Origin of the sequence: Dyella sp. SG562 (assembly GCF_011759495.1) — a bacterium.
In the GTDB taxonomy this organism is placed as follows: Bacteria; Pseudomonadota; Gammaproteobacteria; order Xanthomonadales; family Rhodanobacteraceae; genus Dyella_D; species Dyella_D marensis.
The window spans coordinates 120,901-141,816 of record NZ_JAAOYS010000010.1; the positions used below are offsets into that span (position 1 = coordinate 120,901).

The window sequence follows — 20,916 nt, forward strand, 5'->3', positions numbered from 1 at the left end:
CCGCGCCGCCTGAAGCCATCGGCTTCTCCAGCCACCCCGGCAGACACTCATCATGCTCAGCAAGTACCACCAGCCGCTTACCCACCTGGACCAGAAGTTCGATGCGCACGGCCATGTGCTGCGCTTTCCGGGCAACACGCTGCTCTGCCACGTGCCGCTGTTCACGCCGCTGTCGGATGCGCTGACCGCCGTGCGCGACCGGATCGGCGCCGCTCCCCATGCCGACGCCCTGGCGACGCTGCCGCCGGAGAGCTACCACATGACGGTATTCGAGGGTGCCAACGATCTTGCCCGCACCCGCGAGCGCTGGCCGGCGGCGCTGCCGCTCAATGCGACGATGGCCCAATGCACGCGCCATATGGACGGCAAGCTGCGCGCGTTCGACCTGGGCTGCGAGCTGCCCCTGCGCATGAAGCTTGACGAACCCGGCCAGCAGCTGATGATCGGCGCGATGCGCCTGGTGCCGGCCGATGCCGCGGAAGCGCACAAGCTGCGCGGGCTGCGCGATCGCCTGGCGCAGCACCTGGGCATGCGCACGCCGTGGCACGACAGCTATGCGTTCCACATCACGCACTCCTATCTCATCAAGCTGCTGAGCCTGGATGCGGTGAAGCAGGCCCTGGCGGTGCATAGCCAGCTGTACAGCGAGCTGGTGGCGCCGCTCGGCGTCATCGCGCTTGGCGCCCCGGAGTTCTGCACGTTCAACGACATGCTGGCTTTCGACAATCGTTTCCTGCTGCGGCGGCAGGAGCACGGCGCATGATCGGCCGCGCGGCCGCACGCTGGCTTGCCTGCGCGCTGTGGGCGCTCGCCGCCGCGGCGCCGCTGGCCGGCCGGTCCGCGGAGGTCGAATTCTGGTATGCGCATGGCGGCCTGTACGCGCAGGCCATCGACGAGCTCTGCGACGGTTTCAACGCGACCCACCCGCAGGACCACGTGCATTGCCTGTCGCAAGGCACCTACGAGCAGACCCTGCGCAAGGCAGTGGCGGCCTATCGCGCCGGCCAGCCCCCCGCGCTGGTGGAGATCTACGACATCGGCACCGCCGACATGCTGCACAGCGAAGCCATCTACCCGGTGGATGCGCTGATGAAGGACAACGGCCAGGCCGTCGATGACGCCGATTACCTGGACGGCATCCGCCGCTACTATGCCGCCGCGGACGGCCGCCTGTTCTCGCAGCCGTTCGGCACCTCCACCCTGGTGCTGTACGGCAACCGCGGCAAGCTCGCGGCAGCCGGCATTCCCGGGCTGCCGCGGACCTGGGAAGCGTTCGAGCAGGCCCTGCGGGCGCTCAAGGCGCATGGCGAAAGCTGCCCCGCCGTCGCCGACTTCACGCCATGGAAGATGCTGGACCAGGTCAATGCCGCGGCCGGTGCGCCGATCGCCAGCGCCGGCAATGGGCGCGACGGTCTTGCCGCGCGCTATGCGTTTGCCGACGGCATCCACCGCCGCTACATGCGCGACGTGGCGCGCTGGCATGCGCAAGGGCTGCTGCTGCCCGCCGTGCTGACGCATGCCGGCGATCAGCCCCTGGCCTTTGCCGATGGCGAATGCGCGCTGTCGCTCGACTCCACCGGCTCGTATGCCATCGTGCTCAAGGCCGGCATCGTCGACGCCGAGGTCGGGCCCTTGCCGGCGTATGCCGGCGCCGCCCGCTACGGCAATACCATCGGCGGCTCGTCGCTATGGGTATTCAAGGGCAAGCCTGCCGCTGTCTATCCGGCGGCGGCGCGGTTTCTGGCGTATCTGCGCGAGCCGCGGCAGCAACGGCTGTTCTCCGCGCGCACCGGCTATCTGCCGCTCACGCGCGAGGCGCAGCGGCAGCTGGAAGCCTCGCCGCTGGGCGAGCCGGCCGCCATCCGCGTCGGCCTGGCCTCGATGGCCCTGCCCGGCAATGCCTACAGCGCCGGCGCGCGGCTGGGCTTCATGTCGCTGTTCCGCCTGATCTGGCAGGAGGAAGTGCAGCGCGCCCTGGCCGGGCGGCAGAGCATGGACGACGCCCTTGCGCATGCGCAGGCGCGCGGCAATCTGCTGCTCGCGCGCTTCCAGGCCACCTATGCCGGAGCGGCACGGAGCCAGCCATGAAGACCAGCGCGCGCTTCCACGGCCGCTGGATGCCCTTGGCGCTCGGCCTGCCCCAGCTGGTGCTGATCGCGTGGTTCTTCTATTGGCCGAGCTGGAAGGGGCTGTGGTGGTCCTTGCACCTGGAGTGCCCGTTCGGCCATTGCACGCGCTTCGTCGGCCTGGACAACTACCGGCGTGAACTGGGCGACGCCAGCCTCTACGCATCGCTGCTCAGCACCGCCGTGTTTTCGCTGTGCGGTGTCGCCTTGTCGGTGGCGGCCGCGCTGGCGCTGGCATGGATGGTGGAATTCCATCGCCGCAGCGGCAAGCTGTTCCGCTATCTGCTGATCTGGCCGTACGCCGTCGCCGGCTCCGTGCTGGGCGTGATCCTGCGCGCCGCCGCCAGCCCGGGCATCGGGCCGATGGCTTACCTCAACCGGCTGTGGCCGCATGTCTGGCAGCCGCATCTGGATGGCGCGCAGGCCATGGCCCTGGTGGTGGCCGCCTTTGCCTGGACGCAGATTCCGTTCGACTTCATCGTGCTGGTGGCGGCGCTGCGTTCGATTCCCGCCGACTACCTGGCCGCGGCGGCGATCGACGGCGCCGGGCCGCTGCGCCGGCTGCTCGATATCCAGATCCCGATGATCCGCCCGCAGCTGTTCTTCGTCGCGACCATGAACCTGGTCGACTCCATCACCAACAGTTTCGCCATCGTCGACACCATGACGCAGGGCGGCCCGGGCGGCGCCACCGGCATCCTGGCCTACCGGGCCTATCGCGACGGCTTCGTCGGGCTGGACCTGTCCGGCTCCTCGGCGCTGTCGATGCTGTTGATGCTCCTGCTGCTTGCCGCCATCGCGGCGCAGTTCGCGGCCATGGAACGCCGCGCGCGGCGGGAGGACTTCCGATGATCGAACGCCATCCCGTACTGAAGCTGCTCACCTTGCTGCTGCTGATGCTGAGCCTGGTGTTCGCGCTGGGGCCGCTCTACCTGGCGCTGTGCTCGGCCTCGGTGACCAGCCGGCAGATCCTGCTGCACGGCCTGGCGCTGGCGCCGGGCGGGCATCTGCTGGAGAACCTCGCCGCGGTGCTGCATCGCGCCGATATCGGGCACATGCTGCTGAACAGCCTGGTGGTGGCGCTGATCGTGGTGGCCGGCAAACTGGCGCTGGCTTCGACCAGCGCATTCGCGGTGGTGTACTTCCGCTCGCGCATGCGCCACGTGGTGTTCTGGGGCATCTTCGCCACGCTGCTGCTGCCGCTGGAAGTGCGCATCGTGCCCACTTACGCCGTGGCCTCCGATCTGCTCGAACCGCTGCGCGCGGTGCTCGCGGCCTGCACCGGACTGCACCTGCGCGTGTCGCTGAACCTGCTCGACAGCTACGCCGGCCTGTCGCTGCCGCTGATGGCTTCGGCCACCGGCACCTTTCTGTTCCGCCAGTTCTACCTCACCGTGCCGGCGGAGCTCGCCGAGGCGGCGCGCATGGACGGCGCCGGCGCATGGCGCTTCTTCGTCGACATCCTGCTGCCCCTGTCGAAGGCGAATTTCGCCGCGCTCGGCACCATCGTGTTTCTCACTACCTGGAAGGACTACATGTGGCCTCTCGTCGCCACCAGCCGCCCTGAGATGCGCACCATCGCGCTTGGCATCGCCAGCTTCCTGCCCACCGAAACGGGCCAGCCGCCGGAATGGAACCTGGTGATGGCGGCCGCGCTGATCGCGCTGGCGCCGCCGCTGCTGGTGATCGGCCTGACCCAGCGCTGGTTCGTGCGCGGCGTGACCGGAGCGGGCAAGTGAGCGGCGCGGCCATCCAGGTGCGCGGCCTGTGCAAGCGCTACGGCCAGCGCGCGGTCATCGACCGGCTCGATCTCGAATTTGCCGCAGGGGCGTTTACCGTGGTGCTCGGCGCGTCCGGCTGCGGCAAGTCGACCCTGCTGCGGGTGATTGCCGGCCTGGAAGAAGCCGAGCACGGCACGGTGAGCATCGGCGGCGCCGACGTGACGCGGATGGCGCCGCAGGACCGCGGTTGCGCCATGGTTTTCCAGAATTACGCGCTCTATCCGCATATGAGCGTGCGCGACAACATCGGCTACGCGCTCAAGCTGGCCGGCCTCGAACGCGCGGAGCGGGAGCGGCGCATCGGCGAGGCGGCGCAGCTGCTGGGTCTGCGCGACCTGCTCGAGCGCAAGCCGGCGCAGCTGTCCGGCGGCCAGCGCCAGCGCGTCGCCATCGGCCGCGCCATCGCGCGCCGCCAGCGCGTGCTGCTGTTCGACGAGCCGCTGTCCAATCTCGATGCCAAGCTGCGCCACGACATGCGCGTGGAACTGCGCCGGCTGCACGACGAGATCGGCGCTACCACGATCTTCGTCACGCACGATCAGGTGGAAGCGATGACCCTGGCCGACCGCGTGGTACTGCTGAATCAGGGGCGCGTCGAGCAGGCCGATACGCCGATGGCGCTCTATCACCAGCCGCGCACGGCGTATGTCGCCGGCTTTATCGGCACGCCGCCGATGAACATGCTGGACGCGTGGCACGAAGGCGATCACGCCGTCATCGAGCACGGCGGCCGGCTGCGCATGCGCCAGCACGCCGGCCAGGCGATGCCGGTGGTGCTCGGCATCCGCCCGGAGGCGATCGTGCTGGACGTGCCGGGCGGCATCGCCGCCACGCTGGAAGCGGTGGAAGATCTCGGCAGCCATCGGGTGGTCTACGCGCGCGTCGGCGGCCAGCGCGTCCTCGCCATCGACGGCAGCCGGCGCCCGTATCGACCCGGCGAGATGCTGTGCCTGGGCTTCCCGCCGGCCGCGATCCGCCGCTTCGATCCGGCTACCGGCGAACGCCTCCCCGGCGATGGCGCGGAGACCGCCGCATGATCGGCCTGCCGGCTCGCCTGACCCTCGCCATGCGCGTGGCCGAAAGCGGCGGCCAGCTCGCCCACCGCTATTTCGGCGCGCGCGAACAGCTGGCCGCCAGCAGCAAGGGACGCATGGATTTCGCCAGCGAGGCGGACACGGCGGTGGAGCGCCGGTTGCGCGACGAGCTGGCCCTGCACGTCTCCGGCGAAGCCATCGTCGGCGAGGAGCTTGGCGGCGAGGCGGCTGCCTGCGGCTGGGTGCTGGACCCCATCGACGGCACCAGCCATTTCCTGCGCGGCTCGCCGCTGTGGGGCGTGGCCGTGGCGTATGTGCGCGATGGCGAACCCGTCGTCGGCGCCATCTGCTATCCCGCGCTGGGCATGAGCCTGGCCGCCGCCGCGGGCCTGGGCCTGTTCGTCGGCGGCAAGCCGGCCAGGCGCTCGGTGCCGTTTCCCGAGGTGCGCGTGGCGGCGATCGGCGGCAATGCGCGCTGGGATGTCGCGCAGACGGCGGCGCTCGAGGCGCATCTGCGGCAGCACCAGTGGACCTGCGCCCGCTATCGCTGCGCCAGCGTGGGCCTGGGCTTCGCGGCGCTCGGCTATATCGACGGCTACTTCGAGGATCGCACCCACACCTGGGACATCGCCGCCGGCATGGCGCTGTGCCGCGAAGCCGGGCTGCTGGTCGAATCCACCGTTTCCGCCGAGGCGGGCACGGTGAGTGTCGCCGCGGGCACGCCGGCCTTGATGCAGGCAGCCATGCCCTGCTGGTCTATCCTGCTGGCCGGCGGCCATGCCCAGGGCGCGCCACGTTTATCGCATCCGGAGGTCGGTTGAGGCCATGAGCACCACCAGGAAAAAATCGGCAGGCACCGCGGCGAAAGCGCCGCGCGCGAAACCTCCGGGCGAACTGGCGCTGTCGCCGAGCGAACGCATGATCCTGAACATCGTGCGCCGCCATGACGCGATCGCGCGCGCGGCCATCGCCGCCGAGACCGATCTGGCCCAGCAATCGGTGCATCGCCTGGTGGAACAGCTGATCGAGCGCGGCCTGCTGCGCGCCGGCGCCGCCATCCCCAACGGGCGCGGCCAGCCCAGCCCGCGCATCGAACTGGTGCGCGAGGCGGCCTGCAGCGTGGGCATTTCGATCAATACCGATTCGATCACGCTGTGCCTGGCCGACCTGGGCTGCCGCGTGCTGGAAGAGGTGCATATCCGCACGCCGCCCACGCATCGCAAGGCCTCGCTGGCCGCCATCGTCGATGCGCTGGAGCGCATGCTGGCGCGCAACGGCGTGGCGCGCGAGCGCCTGATCGGCGCCGGTGTGGCGATCGCCGGTTTCTTTATCGCCGGCCGCAGCCAGGTCAATGCCTCCGAGCCGCTGCAGGACTGGTCGCTGATCGAGCTGGCGCCGATCCTGGAAGAGGCCTTGCGCCTGCCGGTATGGCTGGAAAACAACGCCACCACCGCCGCCATCGGTGAAAGCCTGCTGGGTGCCGGCTTGTGGGCGCGCAACTTCGCCTACCTCGCCTTCAACTACGGTTTCGGCGCGGGCATCGTGCTTGACGGCAAGCCCCTGTTCGGCACGCATGGCAATGCCGGCGAACTCACCTTGTTCACCACCGAGGAAGCCATGCACCGCCCTACCCTGCGCTCGCTGATGGACGAGCTGCGGGCCCACGGCGTGATGGTGGATTCGGTGGAGGATCTGCGCCAGCGCTTCGATCCCACCTGGCCCGGCGTGGAGCGCTGGATCCAGCGCAGCCTGCCCGCGCTCAACCGCACCATCAATGCGCTGGCCGGCCTGTTCGATCCGGAAGCCATCGTGTTCGGCGGCCAGTTGCCATTGCCGCTGGGCCGCATGCTGATCGAGCGTGCCTGTTTCCTGGAGATCCATCGCTATGGCATGGGGCCCGACCGCCCCAGGCTGGTGCTGGCCGAAACCAATGGCGATGCGTCGGCGATCGGTGCCGCGCTGGTGCCGCTGAAGGAGCGGCTGTTCGAGTGAATACGTAGAGCCGATGGCTGCCATCGCGCATGGCGCGGTGGCCGGCCACTTGCTACAAGGCGTCATTCCGGCGCAGGCCGGAATGACGGGCTTGAGGTTTTTTGTTTTACCGATATTCCATCAGGCCATTGATGGCTCGAAAGAAGACATTGCACCAGGAATTCAACGCGGCGCGATTATGACATTTTCCAGCGACGGCGCGGACCAGAAACAGCGCTTGAGCATCCCTCCGCAATTTCCGCTTCAAAGCAGATATTGACCTGATTGGACATGTCGCCGGCCGCGTAATTAGGCCACCTTCCAAACGCTCAATAGCTGCGCAGTAAAGCTCGTCACATTTAAAGGAATCGCCACCCGAATTAATCGCGAGGCTTCTAGCCGCCTCACGTAAATCGAGTACCGCAAAGCGGCCCGAACGGGCATGACGGCCGCCACAAAACATTAGGACAAGGATGTCCACCCGCTTATCGAAATCGAACTTCGACGCTTCGCGCCGTTGCGGGCGTCCGCGTGCCTGGTTTTACCGATGCCCGACCGAAAACCAACCTTCAACCGTTATCCACCGACTGGAGTTCGTTCGTTTATGAAGCTTTCGCTCAATAAGTTCAGCAAATGCCTGATGGCCGCCGTTGCCACGGCGCTGCTCGCGCCCAGCCTGGCCTCGGCCTCGCATCTGGTGGCCCATCGCGGCATCTTTCACGACGCCACCGATCGCTGGAATCTGCCGGAAAACTCCTTTTTCGCCATTCAGCGCGCCTACGACATGGGGCTCAAGGGCGTCGAGCTCGATCTGCGGCTTTCCTCCGATGGCCAGGTCATGGTGACGCACGACCAGATCGCCAATCGCACCACCCGCGACGATTTCGCCGGCGGCAACTACAACCCGATCGACGGCGCGCTGAGCGGCAGGCCGCCGGGCGCCCACTGGGTGGACAAGGACAACGCGCATCATTGGCAGAACACCAAGCTCAAGGTCTACGGCAAGAACGGCCAGATCGTGAACTGGGGCGCGGACGGCGACTTCAGCTCGTACATGCAGACGCTGGACGGCCTGCTGGGCTACTTGAATGCCAATCGAGGCGACATCCTGCGCAGCAGGGACTTCATGATCATCCTCGACATCCAGGACCCGAACATCCTGCAAAAGGCCGGCCAGATCGTCCAGAACTGGGCATCCCGCGGCGCCAGGAATTCGGTCTACCTGAAGTTCTTCGCCAGCAAGGCGCTGTTCAACGACACTCGTTATAACGGCGCGGACACCTGCTACCAATACGCCTGGCATAACCATCTGAACGGGCTGAAGATCATTCCGCAGATCAACGATGGCGAGCTGACCGCCTACTCGAACGACCCCGAGGCCGAAAACGACGACCGCGGTATCGCCGCGTTCCAGACCTGGCTGAGCATCCCGGACTTCCTGGGCTGCTGGGCCGGCGCCCAGGCGCAGCACAACGACAACGCCGCCCAGATGCCGATCGTCAGCGCCAGCGTGCCGTGGAACGACTCCAACGCCACCAAGGCCGCGTGGGAAGCGATCAACTGGGCGCGGCACAACGGCCGCCAGACCATGTCCATCGTGCCGAACCCCGATGCGGGCCGGCGCGAGGGCGGCTCCTGCAAGTACTACACCTGGCAGTCCACCGATCCGCGCGCTGCCGGATTCAACTTCAACGCACGCCAGGCCAAGCAGAACTTCGTCAACAGCGCCAATCCCGACTACGTCATCATCGACATCATGGGCGACATGAACCACTCGCAGTGGAGCAGTTCGCTCTCGGATTTCCAGCGCGATCTGTGCAACTGATCTGACCCGGCCTGACTGACCAGGCCGCGGAGTGCGGGCTTCGTCCGCGCTCCGCGGCTCCTCGGTGTGCCGCGGCTGCGCGCCGGCTCTAGAATCGCCAGCTCAACTGTGCCCTGAGCGACGCATCCTTCGTAGGCGAGGCGAGCTGCGCATCGTACGAAACGCCAAGCCTGACGCTCCTGTTTACCGCCACGTCGACGCCTGCGCTCAGCGCAAGAGCGTTGCGCGCGATCGGCAATCCATACACGGCAAACGCACCGGTATCGGCAAAAGCCAGCGAGCTGCGCGCCTTCAGGTCACCGGAGACATGGCGCCATCCGGCACTGGCATAGGCGTTGAACGCATCGCCCTGGAACACGAAGTGCGTGGCCGCGCGCGTACCCAGCGTGGTATAGACCACCGCGCGCTGGTTGCTCCTGACCGCCAGCGCCACGGAGCCGCCGCGCTCCCGGAACGAATCCGTGGCCAGCTTGACATAGGCCGCCTGGGCGAACGGCTCGACGACCGTGTCGTTCACGGCTATCCGATAAGCGGCGTTGCCATAGAACTCCGCGGTATGCGCTGCCGCCCTGCTGTACAGGCTGCCGCCGGCATCGGCTACCGCCACGCGACGGGTGGTGTCCGCGCAGTGCCGCGTGTAATCGGCGCCGGCGCCCAAGGCCAGCGCGCCGACCGAGCCGCCCGCGTAAAGACCGGCGTAGTCGTCATTGCTGGACAGCGAGGAGCCGCGCTGCGGCACGCCGAGCGCGGTTCGCGTACGGCCGCCGACGATTCCCAAGCGACCGCCCTCGCCCAGCGGCATGTCCGCGCCGACAAGGAGACCGCCGGTCGTGCGCGACATCGGCGCGCTGTTGGCCGTCCCGTCCATGCGCCCCCACGAGCCAACGGATTGCCCCCACCAGGCCAGGCCATTCGATTGGGTTCTGACCCGCTGGCCGGAAACGGCGCCTGCGACATCGGCGTCCGGATCGGCCTGGCCAAGCCGATGGCTCACGGCATCGCGCACGATGCGCGTGTCGTCCAGATAGGCGCTTTGCGCGCTGGCGTAGATCTCGCCGGAGAGCCGGTCCGCGGCCATGCGCAACGGCGCATCGCCCTGCAGGCTGCTCAGCGCCATGAACGGCGCACTGCCGGTCGGCATGTCCTGGATGGCCGCCAGCACGGCCGCCTGATTGGGTGTATGCGCCGCCGCGGCGAAGGCGGGCGGTGGCGGTGGCGGTGCGGGCGCAGGAGCGGGAGCCGGTGCAGCGGCATCCGCGTACGACACATCCAGATAGACGTGCTCGCCGTCATAGACCGGCACCACTTTCAGATTCGCGCTCAGGCCGGCATTGCCCACAACCGTATAGGTGCCGCTCAAGCCGCCATTGGCCGTCAGCAAGGTATAGCGCCTGACGCCCTGAAACGCCGCGACCGATGTCGCCGAAGGCACCAGGCTGAGCACCGCGCCGGGCTGCAGCAGCGCGCTGCCGCCGATGCGCAGCTGGCTGGATACGCCATCCTGCGCCATGTTCCACTGCGCGACATAGGTGGCCCCTGCTGCCTGCGTGTAAGCGCCGCCGACCGTCAGCAATTGGTACGTCCCGCCGGCGTTGCCCGGCGCCACCGTGCCGGAGACCCGCAGGTCGCCGCGCACCAGGCCATGGCCGATCAGCGTGCCCGCATCGAGCACCGAGCCGCTGACGGCGCCCTGCAGATGGAGCAAGGCCTGCGGCCCGATGCTGGTGGGGCCGCTGTAGAGATTGTCGCCGGCCAGCACTTCCTCGCCGCTCACAATGCTCAGCGCCGCTCCCGTGCCGCCGCCGAGGCCGCCATCCGCGAGTTGGCCACCGAACGTGCCGCCGGCCTGGGTCAGTACCAGCGTATTGCCGCCCAGATAGACGGTGCCGTTGCCGGAGAGCGATCGGACATTGACGCTGCCGGCGGCGCGCGACACGTCGAACGCGCCATCGGCCTGCACGCCCGCCGACGCGGCGATGCTCACGGGCCCGGCCAGCCCCAGCCATCCGCCCTGCTCGATCACCGTGTTGCCGGTGTAGGTATTGGCGCCGCTCAGGTTGGCGATGCCGCCATTGGCTACCGTAAGCGCGCCGGCGCCGGAGATCACGCCGGCGAGTCCGAGCGGCCCCATGGCCTGCGTCACCGTCAGCCCGGTCGAGAGCGGCGCATCCGTCACATAGAACGGCGTATAGGCCGTGGCCTGGTTCTCCAGGTCGTACATCACGGCGTTGTCCATGAAGAACGACACGCCATACAGCGCCGTGCCGGACGGAATCAGCGCACCCGCGTTGCCCGTGCCCACGACATGGAGTGGATTGCCTTTGCCATCATCCGCGGTGGTGACTGCTACCGTCTTTGCGCCTGGCGCCGCGCCGGCCGCACTGAGCGACAAACCGGCGACCTCGTTGCCATTGGCATTGATATGTCCTGCCGCGGTTTCACTCGCGATCAGCCCGCTATCGTTGAGATAGATCCCCGATGTGCCGGTATCGAGCACCGTCTGCAACTTCGCGGTGTAGGCGCCATGGTTCAAGCTGTAGGTGAAATAGGTATCGAACTGCTGCGCCGCGTGCGCACCGGAGACGCCGAAGGTTTCCTGATAGGTGCCCTGCTGCGTCCCCGGCACCCATGGCACCACGCTCAGGAACTGCGCACGCAAGGCGGGCGTGAGGCCGACCACGAAGCATGCCTGCCCGCAGCCGCCGGGCGCGCCGGGTTTACCGTTGGCCTCGACGATGTAGCCCGTGGTGGTGAGCATGCCCGGCACGCCGCCGTTGTCTCCCGCATACAGGAAGTCGCCCGCGCCGAACCTGCCGTGGAAGCGTCCTTGTTCCGGTGCCGCGTCCCGGTCGAGTTGCTGCTGCCAGGTCAGGTCCTGGTACATCGTCACCGGCTGGCCCGATGCGTTCATGCCGGTGGCGATGGGCACGCCCTGGGTGTCACCGCCGGGCACGTTCGGCGCGAAGTGGTCGGAGGTCATCACCGCATCGAGCACCGCCGCCACCGGCAATCCCTGTGGCGGCGCCGCACCGAACACCTGCTTTCCCGTGCCCGGGTTGTAGAACTGGACGCTTGCCGCCGTGGTGTTCTGCTGCCAATAGCCGGTGGTGCCGTCGCCATAGCTGAAGACGTAGGGCGAGTTGCTCGCGGACGCCTTCCAGCCGGGGAACCATGACACCGCGCCGCCATCGTGACCGACGGCGATATTGAACGAATCGGAGCCCGTGTCGAACAGGTATTCCCGCGGCGCGCCGCCATTGAGCCCGACCTGGATGCCCAGGCGATAGGCCGGCGCGGTGCCGCCGCCAGGCTGCTGGACGAGGTCCAGCGGAATATCCGATGCCGCTGCGTGGCCGTGTCCGAACAGGCACGCCAGGGCGCACCAGATCGGTGAATGTTTCAACTTGCTCATGCTCTCCCCTGCTCCGCCCGGCGCGTTGCCGGGCGGAGAGGCGATCCCAGGGATCGCCTGTGCCTGTTGCGTGCGGTTACTTGGCCAGCGCCGCGATCTGGGCGTCGCTCAAGGCCATGGAATAGAAACGGAAATCCTCGATGCGTCCATCGAAGGACGCATGTCCCCCATCCCAGCCGAGCAGCCTTTTCTGATCGATCAGCTGGCGCGGCGACAACTCGAAGGAATCGTCACGGCCAGCAAGCCGGCCATCGATATAGATCTTGGCCGTGCCGCCACGCAAGGTCACCGCAACGTGCACCCAGCGGCGGAATGGCAAGGCCTGATCGGCTTCGACCGCCTGAGTCCCGTTGACGCCCGAGGCGGTGATGCCAAAGCGCAACCTGCCGCCGTTGCGGCCCGACAGCGGCGCAAGAAACATGCAGGCGCCGCCATCCAGTCCCATGAACAGCAGGCAGGTATCCCAATGCAGCGGCGCATTGGCGAAGGTCCACATCGACAGCGTGAAATCGGCGACGTCCGTCATCATTCCAGCCGGAAGCTGCACGTACGACTGCTTGCCGTCGAACAGCAGCGAAGCACTGCCCGGCAGGCGGCCCGCGCCCCAGCTCGCACCGTTCATCAGCGTGCCGTCGCCGCGCAGCCGCTCGCCATCGGGCGAGGTGATCCAGCCCATGGCCGTGTTGCCGCTGCCGTCGGTAAGCTCGATCGAGCAGCGCAACTCACCGGGAACCGCGACGCGTACCGCACGCGATACGAGATTGAGGCCGTTGCTGGCCTGGATCCGGTAGTACCACACGCCTGGTGCAGGCGTGTCGCTGAAGGTGCGCGTTGCATCCCCAGGGACCGAGCCGATCACGCTGAACGGCCCGTTCGCGCTGCTGCCGCGCTGGACCAGATAGGACAACGTACCCTTGCCGCCCCACCACGAAAGCGTCACCTTGCCTTCGCTGCAGAAACCCGACACGCCGAACGGCGCGCGCAGCGATCCGGCGTAGTCGTCCAGCCGGCTCCACAGCGTGGTGTACGGCATGTCGTCGCTGCCGCCATCGGGGTTTCTGAACTCGGTGTCGTGCGTCATCTGCGCGATGTAAGGCGCGTCGATGCCCATGCGGTTGACGTAATGGTTGTAGATGGTTTCCCAGCAACCACGCAACGAAGGGCCGGACTGGTTGGCCGCGGCGGTGAACAGGCCGGTGGGACTGGACTGGCGCGCGAACGGCATTACGTATTGCTTGCCGTTCTTGTCCAGCACATTGGACTTTGCCACGTATTCCGCGCCGGCCAGGAAGCGGTTGTTGAAGGCGGAATACAGGTCGTCGCCCTGCTTCCACGCCATTTCGAGAAAATCGCCGCCCAGCGACATGCCGAGCGTGGAATGGCCCTGATCGCGCCCGCTTTCCTGCCACTGGCCGAGGTGGCCCGGATGCACGAAATACACGCTGTGCATGGCCATGCCATTGCCGAACTGCGTGTGCACGTCACCGTGATTGTTGCCGGTGTAGTAGTCGATCGCCTGCCGGTACAGGTCGATGTCGTCGCAGAACACGCCGATGGCCAGCGTGCCGACGAGCGCGGCATAGTCCCAGTTGGCGAAGCTCCACAGGCCGCCGTCGGTCAGGTGCCCGTGCAGTCCCTTGGAAATCGGGCCCACGAATACGTTGCGCAGCATGTCCTGGAAGCGCGCCACGCCCGCCGCCGACCAGCCCGAGTAGGTGCGCATGATTTCCGCGGCGTTGGCAAACTGGCGGCCTTGCATGCCGCACATCAGGTAGAACGTGTGGTCGTCGTGCGCGGTGGAACCTGGCGGAACGGTCCCGATGATCTTCAAGGTCGATGACCACGCATCGAGCGTTTCCACGGCCGACTTGGCGTAAGCCTCCTCACCGGAAATCTTCCAGCGCAAGGCAAGGCAGAATGCCCGCTGGGTATCCCTGTACAGGGCCCACTTCGTTCCATCCTGGCGATAGCACGCCGGCTGGGGATTGGGCTTGGCCGTCAATGAGGTGTCGCCGGAGGCGCACAGTTTCTGCCACCACTTGGTCCACGGCTGCTCGCCGTTCTTGATCTTGTTCCTGATGCGCGCGAAATCGTCTTCGTCGGCCAGCAGGCCCGGATGCTTGAAGCGCCCGGTGATCAGCGGGCTGCCCGCGGGTGCGGAACCCGATGGCGGAAGGCTGCGGGCGCGGCTTTCGCCCACGCCGAATCCGAATCCGAGCAGCAAGGCGCCGGCACCCAGGCCGCCGATGAAGCGGCGGCGAGAGCTGTCATCGATGAGGTCGTGCGTATCGGCACCGAGCTGGGGAGTGGGCTCGGGATGGTTGGTTTGCTTCATGGGTTTTCACCTTGATCGCCGTCGGACATGCAGTCAGCGGCACGATGGGGGAAGTAATCGGCAACAGTTGTGCACCAGCTGCCCGGACAGCGCCATGTCATTCAGGGGCAAATGGTAGTTTTTGAGAAACGGCATGCGCTTTCTTTGCGCTCTGTCGCCGACCGGGCCGAAGAGCTATGCGGAATCGGCATTCGCAGATATCCAAATCGATATCGATGCCAGCGCAAATCCATGCCGTGCCGAAGTCGTCACCAGTCGATGCGCAGCCCCGCCTTGCCGCTATAACCCTTGCCGTGATCGTTGACGCCGAAGTCATGCCCGGCGCTGGCGTACACGAAGACGTTGCGCGTCAGCTGCGCGCTCATGCCGGCGCGCAGACTCACCCACGAGCGCTTCAGGTCGGTGCGGAAATTCATCGGTGCCGCGGGTGTCGAGAAGGCCACTTGCGTATCGCCGCTGAATTCGCGCCATAGATCGGCGCGCAGCCACGCGGTCAAGGCCCTGGGATGCGCTGGCGTGCCGCCGATCGACCAGCTCTTGTCGACTTCGCTGCCGACGCGGCCGGCGAGCGCGCGGGCATTCCTGAAGTACACGCTGGATGCGGCGTCGTCGGCGTCGTTGAAGGATGCATGGCGATAGACCAGCTGTGCCTGCGGCTCGAACACCCAGCCGTCGTGCAGCCGCACCCGGTAGCCGCCTTCGAACGAGGCGGCAAGGCCGCGGCCTTCGGTCTTCAGCGGCGCCATGCGGGTGGAGCTGGCCTTGACCTTGTAGCTGCTGCCTTGCGCTACCGCGTCGGTGTACCACCCCGAGGGATCCCGATGAGTCCAGTAACCGCCGAGCGTGTAGTTCTGCAGGCGGTCGCGGCCGGCGCTGAGGCCGGTGAAGTTCTTGACGTCGCCGGCGATCTGGCCGAGCGCGACATAGACGCCGGCAACGTCGCCGCTGCCGCCCTGCTCATCGCGATACAGATCCATGCCAGCCTGCAGGGCATACATGTCGTCGCTGTATTGAGGGCCCTTGCTGCCATAGATGCCGGCCGTACCGCCATCGCGATGGTCGTGCTGCGCGATGACGCGCGTCCAGCCGCCGCCGTCGTCGGCCGTGGCTTCCCGGCCGACGCGTTCCCGCAGGTTGTCCACCAGGTGCAGGTCGTAGGACAGCGCCATCGACGGAATGGCCGCATAGAGCGACACCTCCTGGCGATAGAGCGGAACGGCTGCCTGGCTTGGTGCAGGTGCTGGCGCAGGCGCTGGTGCCGGCGCAGGCGCTGGTGCTGGTGCTGGTGCTGGCGCAGGTGCCGGTGCCGGTGCAGGCGCTGGTGCTGGCGCTGGCGCTGGCGCAGGTGCTGGTGCAGGTGCTGGTGCAGGTGCTGGTGCTGGTGCTGGTGCAGGTGCTGGTGCAGGTGCTGGTGCCGGCGCAGGCGCAGGCGCTGGTGCAGGTGCTGGTGCTGGTGCTGGTGCTGGTGCAGGTGCAGGTGCTGGTGCCGGTGCAGGCGCAGGTGCAGGTGCTGGCGCAGGTGCTGGCGCAGGTGCCGGCGCAGGCGCTGGTGCAGGTGCTGGTGCTGGTGCTGGTGCCGGCGCAGGCGCTGGTGCAGGTGCAGGTGCTGGTGCAGGCGCTGGTGCTGGCGCTGGCGCTGGTGCTGGTGCCGGTGCAGGTGCCGGCGCCGCACACACGGGCGCCTGCGGCATCAGCGAACAATCCAGCTGCGAGCGCAAATACCAGTTCTGCGCACTGCTGCCATCGGTGCTGCCGCGATAAAGCGAATACTCGTAGGGGCCCGCCGCGACCGAATTCGCCAGCGTGAAGGCATTGACGGCAGTCGTACCGCCATTGATCGCATCCACCACCTGGATGCCGTTGGCCGAGGTCAGCGCGCCCGGGCCGCCCGCATTGGCGATGCGCAAGGCGGTGCTGCCGGTGGCGGTGCCGCCATTGATGACCAGTTGATCCGAGGCCGAGCCGTCGCCGCCCAGATAGGTATTGAGCGCCACCACGCTGCCCGCGCCGCCGACGTAGCTCGATGCCACCAGCCGGTTGCCGGTGCCGGTGCCGCCCACCTGCGCCAGGCCGTTATTGTTCAAGCTGCCATTGACGGTGAAGCTGCCCTTGGCGCTGCCCAGTGCCGGCAACGCATCGGCCACCGCGATGGTGCCGGCGCTGGTCACGCTGCCGCTGACGCTGCCATAGCCGCCGAGCGTCGCGCCGGCCGCTACGCTGATGGCGCCGCCCCCGCTCAATGCGGCACTCGCATGGCTGCTGTCGCCCACCGCCAGCGTGCCGGCGCTCACCTGGGTATTGCCGGTGTACGGATTGTCGGCGTTGAGGATCACCGTGCCGCTGCCGAGCTGGTTGACGCCGCCCGCGCCGGAAATGCTGCCGCCGAATACATAGGTGCCGGTGCGATCGAACGCCACCGTGCCGTCATTGGCGATGTCGCCGTTGATGCCGCCGGCCGCGCCGCCATCGCCGAGCTGCAAGGTGGCATCGCCGTACACCGCGACCGAACCGCTGAACGCCGCGTTGTCGGAGGCCAGCACCAGGGTGCCCTCCTGCACATAGATGCCCAGCTGCGCATCGGGATTCGCACTGGTGTTCTTCATGTCGCCGGCCAGTGTCCAGGTTCCGGCGTCCACCTTGGTGAGCGTGCTGAAGTTGAGCAGCGCGCCTTGCTGCGTGCCGGTATCCGCACCCGCCAGGGTCAGGCTGCTGCTGCCGCTGCCGCCGTCGATCGTGCCGGTGACGCTGGATCCGGTATACAGCGTCACCTCGTTGTTGCCGCCGGCGAAGGCGATATTGCCGGTCACCACGGCGCCGCTGCGGTTGAACACGGCCACGTCGCCGTTGCCGGCGTTGCCGATCGCGCTGGCGTTGCCGCCGTTCGCGCCGGTCTGGATGGTGCCGTAGTTGTCCACGGTATTGACTGCGCCGGCCTGCGTCACCTGGTCCTGGAACCAGACCGCCGGCGCGCCCTGGGAGCTGATGGTGCCGTAATTGGTGATGGTGTTGCCGTAGCCGACCGCGTTGACCGCCTTGGCGGCGGCGCTGCCGGTCTGGGTCAGCTGCGCATTGGCGTTGACGACCAGGCTGCCGTTGTTGCGGAACTCCACCGTGTTGTAGCCGAGGTTGTAGCCGCCGCCATTGCCGCTGCCGCCGCTCGGGCTGTTGGTGACCAGCGCGCCGCCGTGGAGCGTGATCAGCGCATCGTCGCCCAGGCTGATCGCGTTCTGCGTGGCGCCCACATTGATGGTGGCGCCATTCTGCACGTCGACCGTGGTGACGGTGGTTTCGCTGCTGCCGGCGCCGATCTGCGCGGTATAGGGATTGGGCGCGGTGCTGTCGCAGCTCACCGTCGCGTTCGATCCGCCGGGACTGGTGCAGTTGGCCAGCGCCGTATTGATGAAGCCGAACGGGCTGGCGATGACCACGGACGAGGCGATGATGCGCGTTGCTGCATGCTTCATGAGTATGCCTTGCGAGAGATGGAGTGCCCTTCCCGCAGGCAAGGCAGCCAACGCGCGGCGCGCATCGGCGGCGTGCATCGATGCGGTAGGCAGTGGCGATTCCCCCTGCGGAATCAGTCGTCCGCACGCTGGTTGCCCGCTTCAGGCATCGCAGAAAAATGCGGTGTTTCCGTGCATTAAAAAGTACTTGATCGCGCAACGATGCATGCGCGCGAATTTTTCAAACGGTGAGCCAGAGCGCGAATTTGGCCCCAAATGACTAGTGATCGAAAATCTCGTCAGCGTCACGCAAGTGCACTGTGTGCCGCGCATCACGAATGCCGGAACGCATCGCGCGATCGACTTCGACACGCGGTGTTCCGGAAACATTTCGAAGTACATTGCTCGTCGCTCGAACGAGCGCGCACCGAACATCCTCATCGCGATCGCGCCGGCACAAGCATTCGATCCGCCGGCGGCAAATACCTGCGACGCACGGTGCGGCCTGATCTGACACCTATCTGGAGGGGTAATGAACAAGCGCTTACACCGAGCCATCGCCCGGGGGCTGACCTGTGGCGCCGCCATGCTTTCGCTGTCGCATGCGGCGATGCTTTCCGCGCAGACCGCACAGATTCCTTACACCTGGAACAATGTGCGCATCGTCGCCGGCGGCTATGTCGACGGCATCGTCGCGCACCCTGGACAACAGGGCCTGTTCTACGCGCGCACCGACGTGGGCGGCGCCTATCGCCTGGATGCGACATCCAGCAAATGGGTGGCGCTGAACGATTCGACGGCGCCGTCCAATCAATCCTGGACCGGCATCGAGAGCATCGCCGTCGATCCGCACGATCCCAACATGCTCTTCATGGTGGCGGGCCTGTACGTCAAGACCTGGGCCGCCAATGGCGCCGTGCTGGTATCGACCGACCAGGGCAGGAGTTTCACCGCCCACCCGCTGAGCTTCCGCGTCGGCGGCAATGAAGACGGGCGCAATGCCGGCGAACGCCTGCAGGTCGACCCGAATGACGGCTCGGTGCTTTTCTACGGCACTTCCAACGCCGTCTACAGCACCGCCAACTCCAATGTGCCGGTGCAGGTCGCCGGACAGAATGGCTTGTGGACCAGCAAGGACAAGGGTGCGACGTGGTCGCAGGTGAGCGGCTTCACCGCGCTGACCAGCGACGGCACCGGCGCCGGCGTGGTGTTCATCGCCTTCGCGCCCGCCGGCGAAACGGCGGGCACGCCGACCCGGACCATCTACGCCGGCGTGTCGACGCGCGCCGCGGCGAGCAGCGGCGTCACGCTCTACGTGAGCAACGATGCCGGCGCCACCTGGAATCCCGTTTCCGGCGGCCCCGCCAACCAGCTGCCGCAGCGCGGCCAGATCGGGCCGGACGGCAATCTCTACGTCACCTACGGCAACGGCACCGACAGCAACGGCAACTACACGTATGCGATCGGGCCCGGCGGCATGACTTCCGGCGCGGTGTGGAAATACGACACCGTGCAGCACACGTGGAAGAACATCACGCCGGTCGACCGCTTCAACTACGCCTCCGGCTACAGCGGCCTGTCGGTCGATCCCACGCATCCCGGCACCCTGGTGGTGATGACCATGGACCACTGGTGGCCGATGGACACCATGTACCGCAGCACCGACGGCGGCAACAGCTGGATCGACGTGGGCGGCGCCACCTGGGACGGCAGCACGCCCACTTCCGGCACCTATGCGATCCGCGATGCCAGCGTAGCGCCCTGGCAGGTCGAGCCGGGCCAGAAGCAGGCAGGTTTCGGCAACTGGGGCCAGGTGGCGCTCGATCCCTTCAACCCGGCGCATGCCATGTACGGCACGGGCGGCATCGTGTGGACCACTTTCGACCTGACCGCCGCCGACGCGGGCAAGCCGACGCACTGGTCGGTCGGCGCCAGCGGTATCGAGGAAACCGCGGTGATCACGCTGCTGTCGCCCACCTCCGGTCCGCATCTGCTGAGCGGCCTCGGCGATGTCTGCGGCTTCGTGCACACCAGTCTGACCGCGGCGCCGCTGGCGCAGCCCGACAACCCCACCTGCGGCGACAGCATCGGCACCGGGCTGGACTTCGCCAAGAATTCGCCGTCGACCATCGTGCGCATCGTCCAGCACGGCAACAGCAACCTCACCTCGTACGGCTCCATTTCGCGCGACGGCGGGTCCACCTGGACCGGCTTCCCCAACCAGGCCGGCTCCCCCAATGGCGGCGGCACCGTCGCCATTTCCGGCGACGGCAAGACCATCGCATGGGCGCCGAGCGATATCGCGCCGGTGGTTTCGAACGATGGCGGCGCCAGCTGGACGCGCGCCAGCGGCAGCGGACTGGCTTCGCTGCCGGTGGGCGTGCAGATGCTTTCGGACGGCGCCAGCACCAATGTGTTCTATGCCTGGAATAGCGCCAATGGCAGCTTCTACAGCAGCACCGACAAGGGCGTGAGCTGGCATGCGTCCAGCAACACGGGACTCCCTTCCGTACCGTCCTGGCTCAGAAGCCAGGCCGCCGCCGTGACCGGCGTGCCCGGTGAAGCCAAGGCGGGCGACGTCTGGATCGCCACGCCGTCGGGCCTGTATCGCAGCACCAACTACGGTGCCAGCTGGGCGCGCGTCGACGCTTCCGCGGTGACGTCGGCGACCTCGGTCGGCTTCGGCAAGGCGGTGAGCGGATCGCGCTACCCCACGGTCTATCTGTCCGGCACCGTCAACGGCGTCACCGGCCTGTTCCGCTCCGTCAATGCCGGCGCGACCTGGGTGCAGATCAACGACGCGCTTCACCAGTGGGGCGGCGTCGCCCTCGTGATCGGCGATCCGCGCACCTTCGGCACGGTGTACCTCGGACCGGACGAGGCGCGCGGCGTCATCTACGGCACGTCCCAGCAGTGATCGGCTGCGACGCTCTTCTCCGCCACGGACGGAGAAGAGCGTCCTCTGCGGTGGGCTGAAAGCCGGGCTGCC

General features: G+C 67.3%; 14 protein-coding genes. 11 read left to right on the forward strand and 3 right to left on the reverse strand.

All coding sequences use genetic code 11. From position 1 onward, the window contains the following. The first annotated feature begins 52 nt into the window (after nucleotides 1-52). The 9 genes from FHW84_RS17810 to FHW84_RS17850 all read left to right on the forward strand — a co-directional run bounded on the left by FHW84_RS17810 (nucleotide 53) and on the right by FHW84_RS17850 (nucleotide 8,737). Complete coding sequence (locus tag FHW84_RS17810; protein WP_167257328.1) at nucleotides 53-763, forward strand: DUF1868 domain-containing protein; 711 nt, start codon at nucleotides 53-55, stop codon at nucleotides 761-763. Beyond that, the gene (locus FHW84_RS17815) at nucleotides 760-2,088 is read left to right on the forward strand and encodes an extracellular solute-binding protein (RefSeq protein WP_167257329.1); all 1,329 of its coding nucleotides are present in this window, start codon (nucleotides 760-762) and stop codon (nucleotides 2,086-2,088) included. Before FHW84_RS17810 ends, FHW84_RS17815 begins: the two co-directional genes overlap by 4 nt. Beyond that, nucleotides 2,085-2,978: an ABC transporter permease subunit gene (locus FHW84_RS17820; protein WP_167257330.1), complete on the forward strand. Its 894-nt coding sequence runs from the start codon at nucleotides 2,085-2,087 to the stop codon at nucleotides 2,976-2,978. The genes FHW84_RS17815 and FHW84_RS17820 overlap by 4 nt, the downstream gene beginning before the upstream one ends. Beyond that, entirely contained in the window at nucleotides 2,975-3,865 is an 891-nt protein-coding gene (locus tag FHW84_RS17825) for an ABC transporter permease subunit (protein WP_167257331.1), read from the forward strand. Before FHW84_RS17820 ends, FHW84_RS17825 begins: the two co-directional genes overlap by 4 nt. Further along, the gene (locus tag FHW84_RS17830; RefSeq protein WP_343203621.1) at nucleotides 3,862-4,944 is read left to right on the forward strand and encodes an ATP-binding cassette domain-containing protein; all 1,083 of its coding nucleotides are present in this window, start codon (nucleotides 3,862-3,864) and stop codon (nucleotides 4,942-4,944) included. The genes FHW84_RS17825 and FHW84_RS17830 overlap by 4 nt, the downstream gene beginning before the upstream one ends. Beyond that, a complete protein-coding gene (locus tag FHW84_RS17835) occupies nucleotides 4,941-5,762 on the forward strand; it encodes an inositol monophosphatase family protein (protein ID WP_167257333.1) in 822 nt (273 codons plus the stop codon). Before FHW84_RS17830 ends, FHW84_RS17835 begins: the two co-directional genes overlap by 4 nt. A 4-nt stretch (nucleotides 5,763-5,766) precedes the next feature. Beyond that, nucleotides 5,767-6,933, forward strand: a complete 1,167-nt coding sequence (locus tag FHW84_RS17840) for an ROK family transcriptional regulator (protein WP_167257334.1) — start codon at nucleotides 5,767-5,769, stop codon at nucleotides 6,931-6,933. Nucleotides 6,934-6,946: 13 nt separating this feature from the next. Further along, nucleotides 6,947-7,192, forward strand: a complete 246-nt coding sequence (locus FHW84_RS17845) for a hypothetical protein (RefSeq protein WP_167257335.1) — start codon at nucleotides 6,947-6,949, stop codon at nucleotides 7,190-7,192. Nucleotides 7,193-7,516: 324 nt separating this feature from the next. Beyond that, nucleotides 7,517-8,737: a glycerophosphodiester phosphodiesterase family protein gene (locus FHW84_RS17850; RefSeq protein WP_167257336.1), complete on the forward strand. Its 1,221-nt coding sequence runs from the start codon at nucleotides 7,517-7,519 to the stop codon at nucleotides 8,735-8,737. An 88-nt stretch (nucleotides 8,738-8,825) separates the two neighbouring features. On the opposite strand, the gene FHW84_RS17855 is transcribed toward FHW84_RS17850, so the two are convergent. The 3 genes from FHW84_RS17855 to FHW84_RS17865 form a co-directional block, all read right to left on the reverse strand. Further along, entirely contained in the window at nucleotides 8,826-12,149 is a 3,324-nt protein-coding gene (locus FHW84_RS17855; RefSeq protein WP_167257337.1) for an autotransporter domain-containing protein, read from the reverse strand. Nucleotides 12,150-12,225: 76 nt separating this feature from the next. Beyond that, nucleotides 12,226-14,484: a LamG-like jellyroll fold domain-containing protein gene (locus FHW84_RS17860; protein WP_167257338.1), complete on the reverse strand. Its 2,259-nt coding sequence runs from the start codon at nucleotides 14,482-14,484 to the stop codon at nucleotides 12,226-12,228. A gap of 248 nt (nucleotides 14,485-14,732) precedes the next feature. Further along, nucleotides 14,733-17,948: an autotransporter outer membrane beta-barrel domain-containing protein gene (locus tag FHW84_RS17865; RefSeq protein WP_167257339.1), complete on the reverse strand. Its 3,216-nt coding sequence runs from the start codon at nucleotides 17,946-17,948 to the stop codon at nucleotides 14,733-14,735. Nucleotides 17,949-18,210: 262 nt separating this feature from the next. Here FHW84_RS17865 and FHW84_RS17870 point away from each other — a divergent pair, with 262 nt between their 5' ends. Next, nucleotides 18,211-18,441 carry a hypothetical protein gene (locus tag FHW84_RS17870; protein ID WP_167257340.1) on the forward strand — a complete coding sequence of 77 codons (231 nt, stop codon included), beginning with the start codon at nucleotides 18,211-18,213 and terminating at the stop codon, nucleotides 18,439-18,441. An 18-nt stretch (nucleotides 18,442-18,459) separates the two neighbouring features. Continuing rightward, nucleotides 18,460-20,844 carry a carbohydrate-binding protein gene (locus FHW84_RS17875; protein WP_167257341.1) on the forward strand — a complete coding sequence of 795 codons (2,385 nt, stop codon included), beginning with the start codon at nucleotides 18,460-18,462 and terminating at the stop codon, nucleotides 20,842-20,844. The last annotated feature ends 72 nt before the right edge of the window (nucleotides 20,845-20,916 follow it).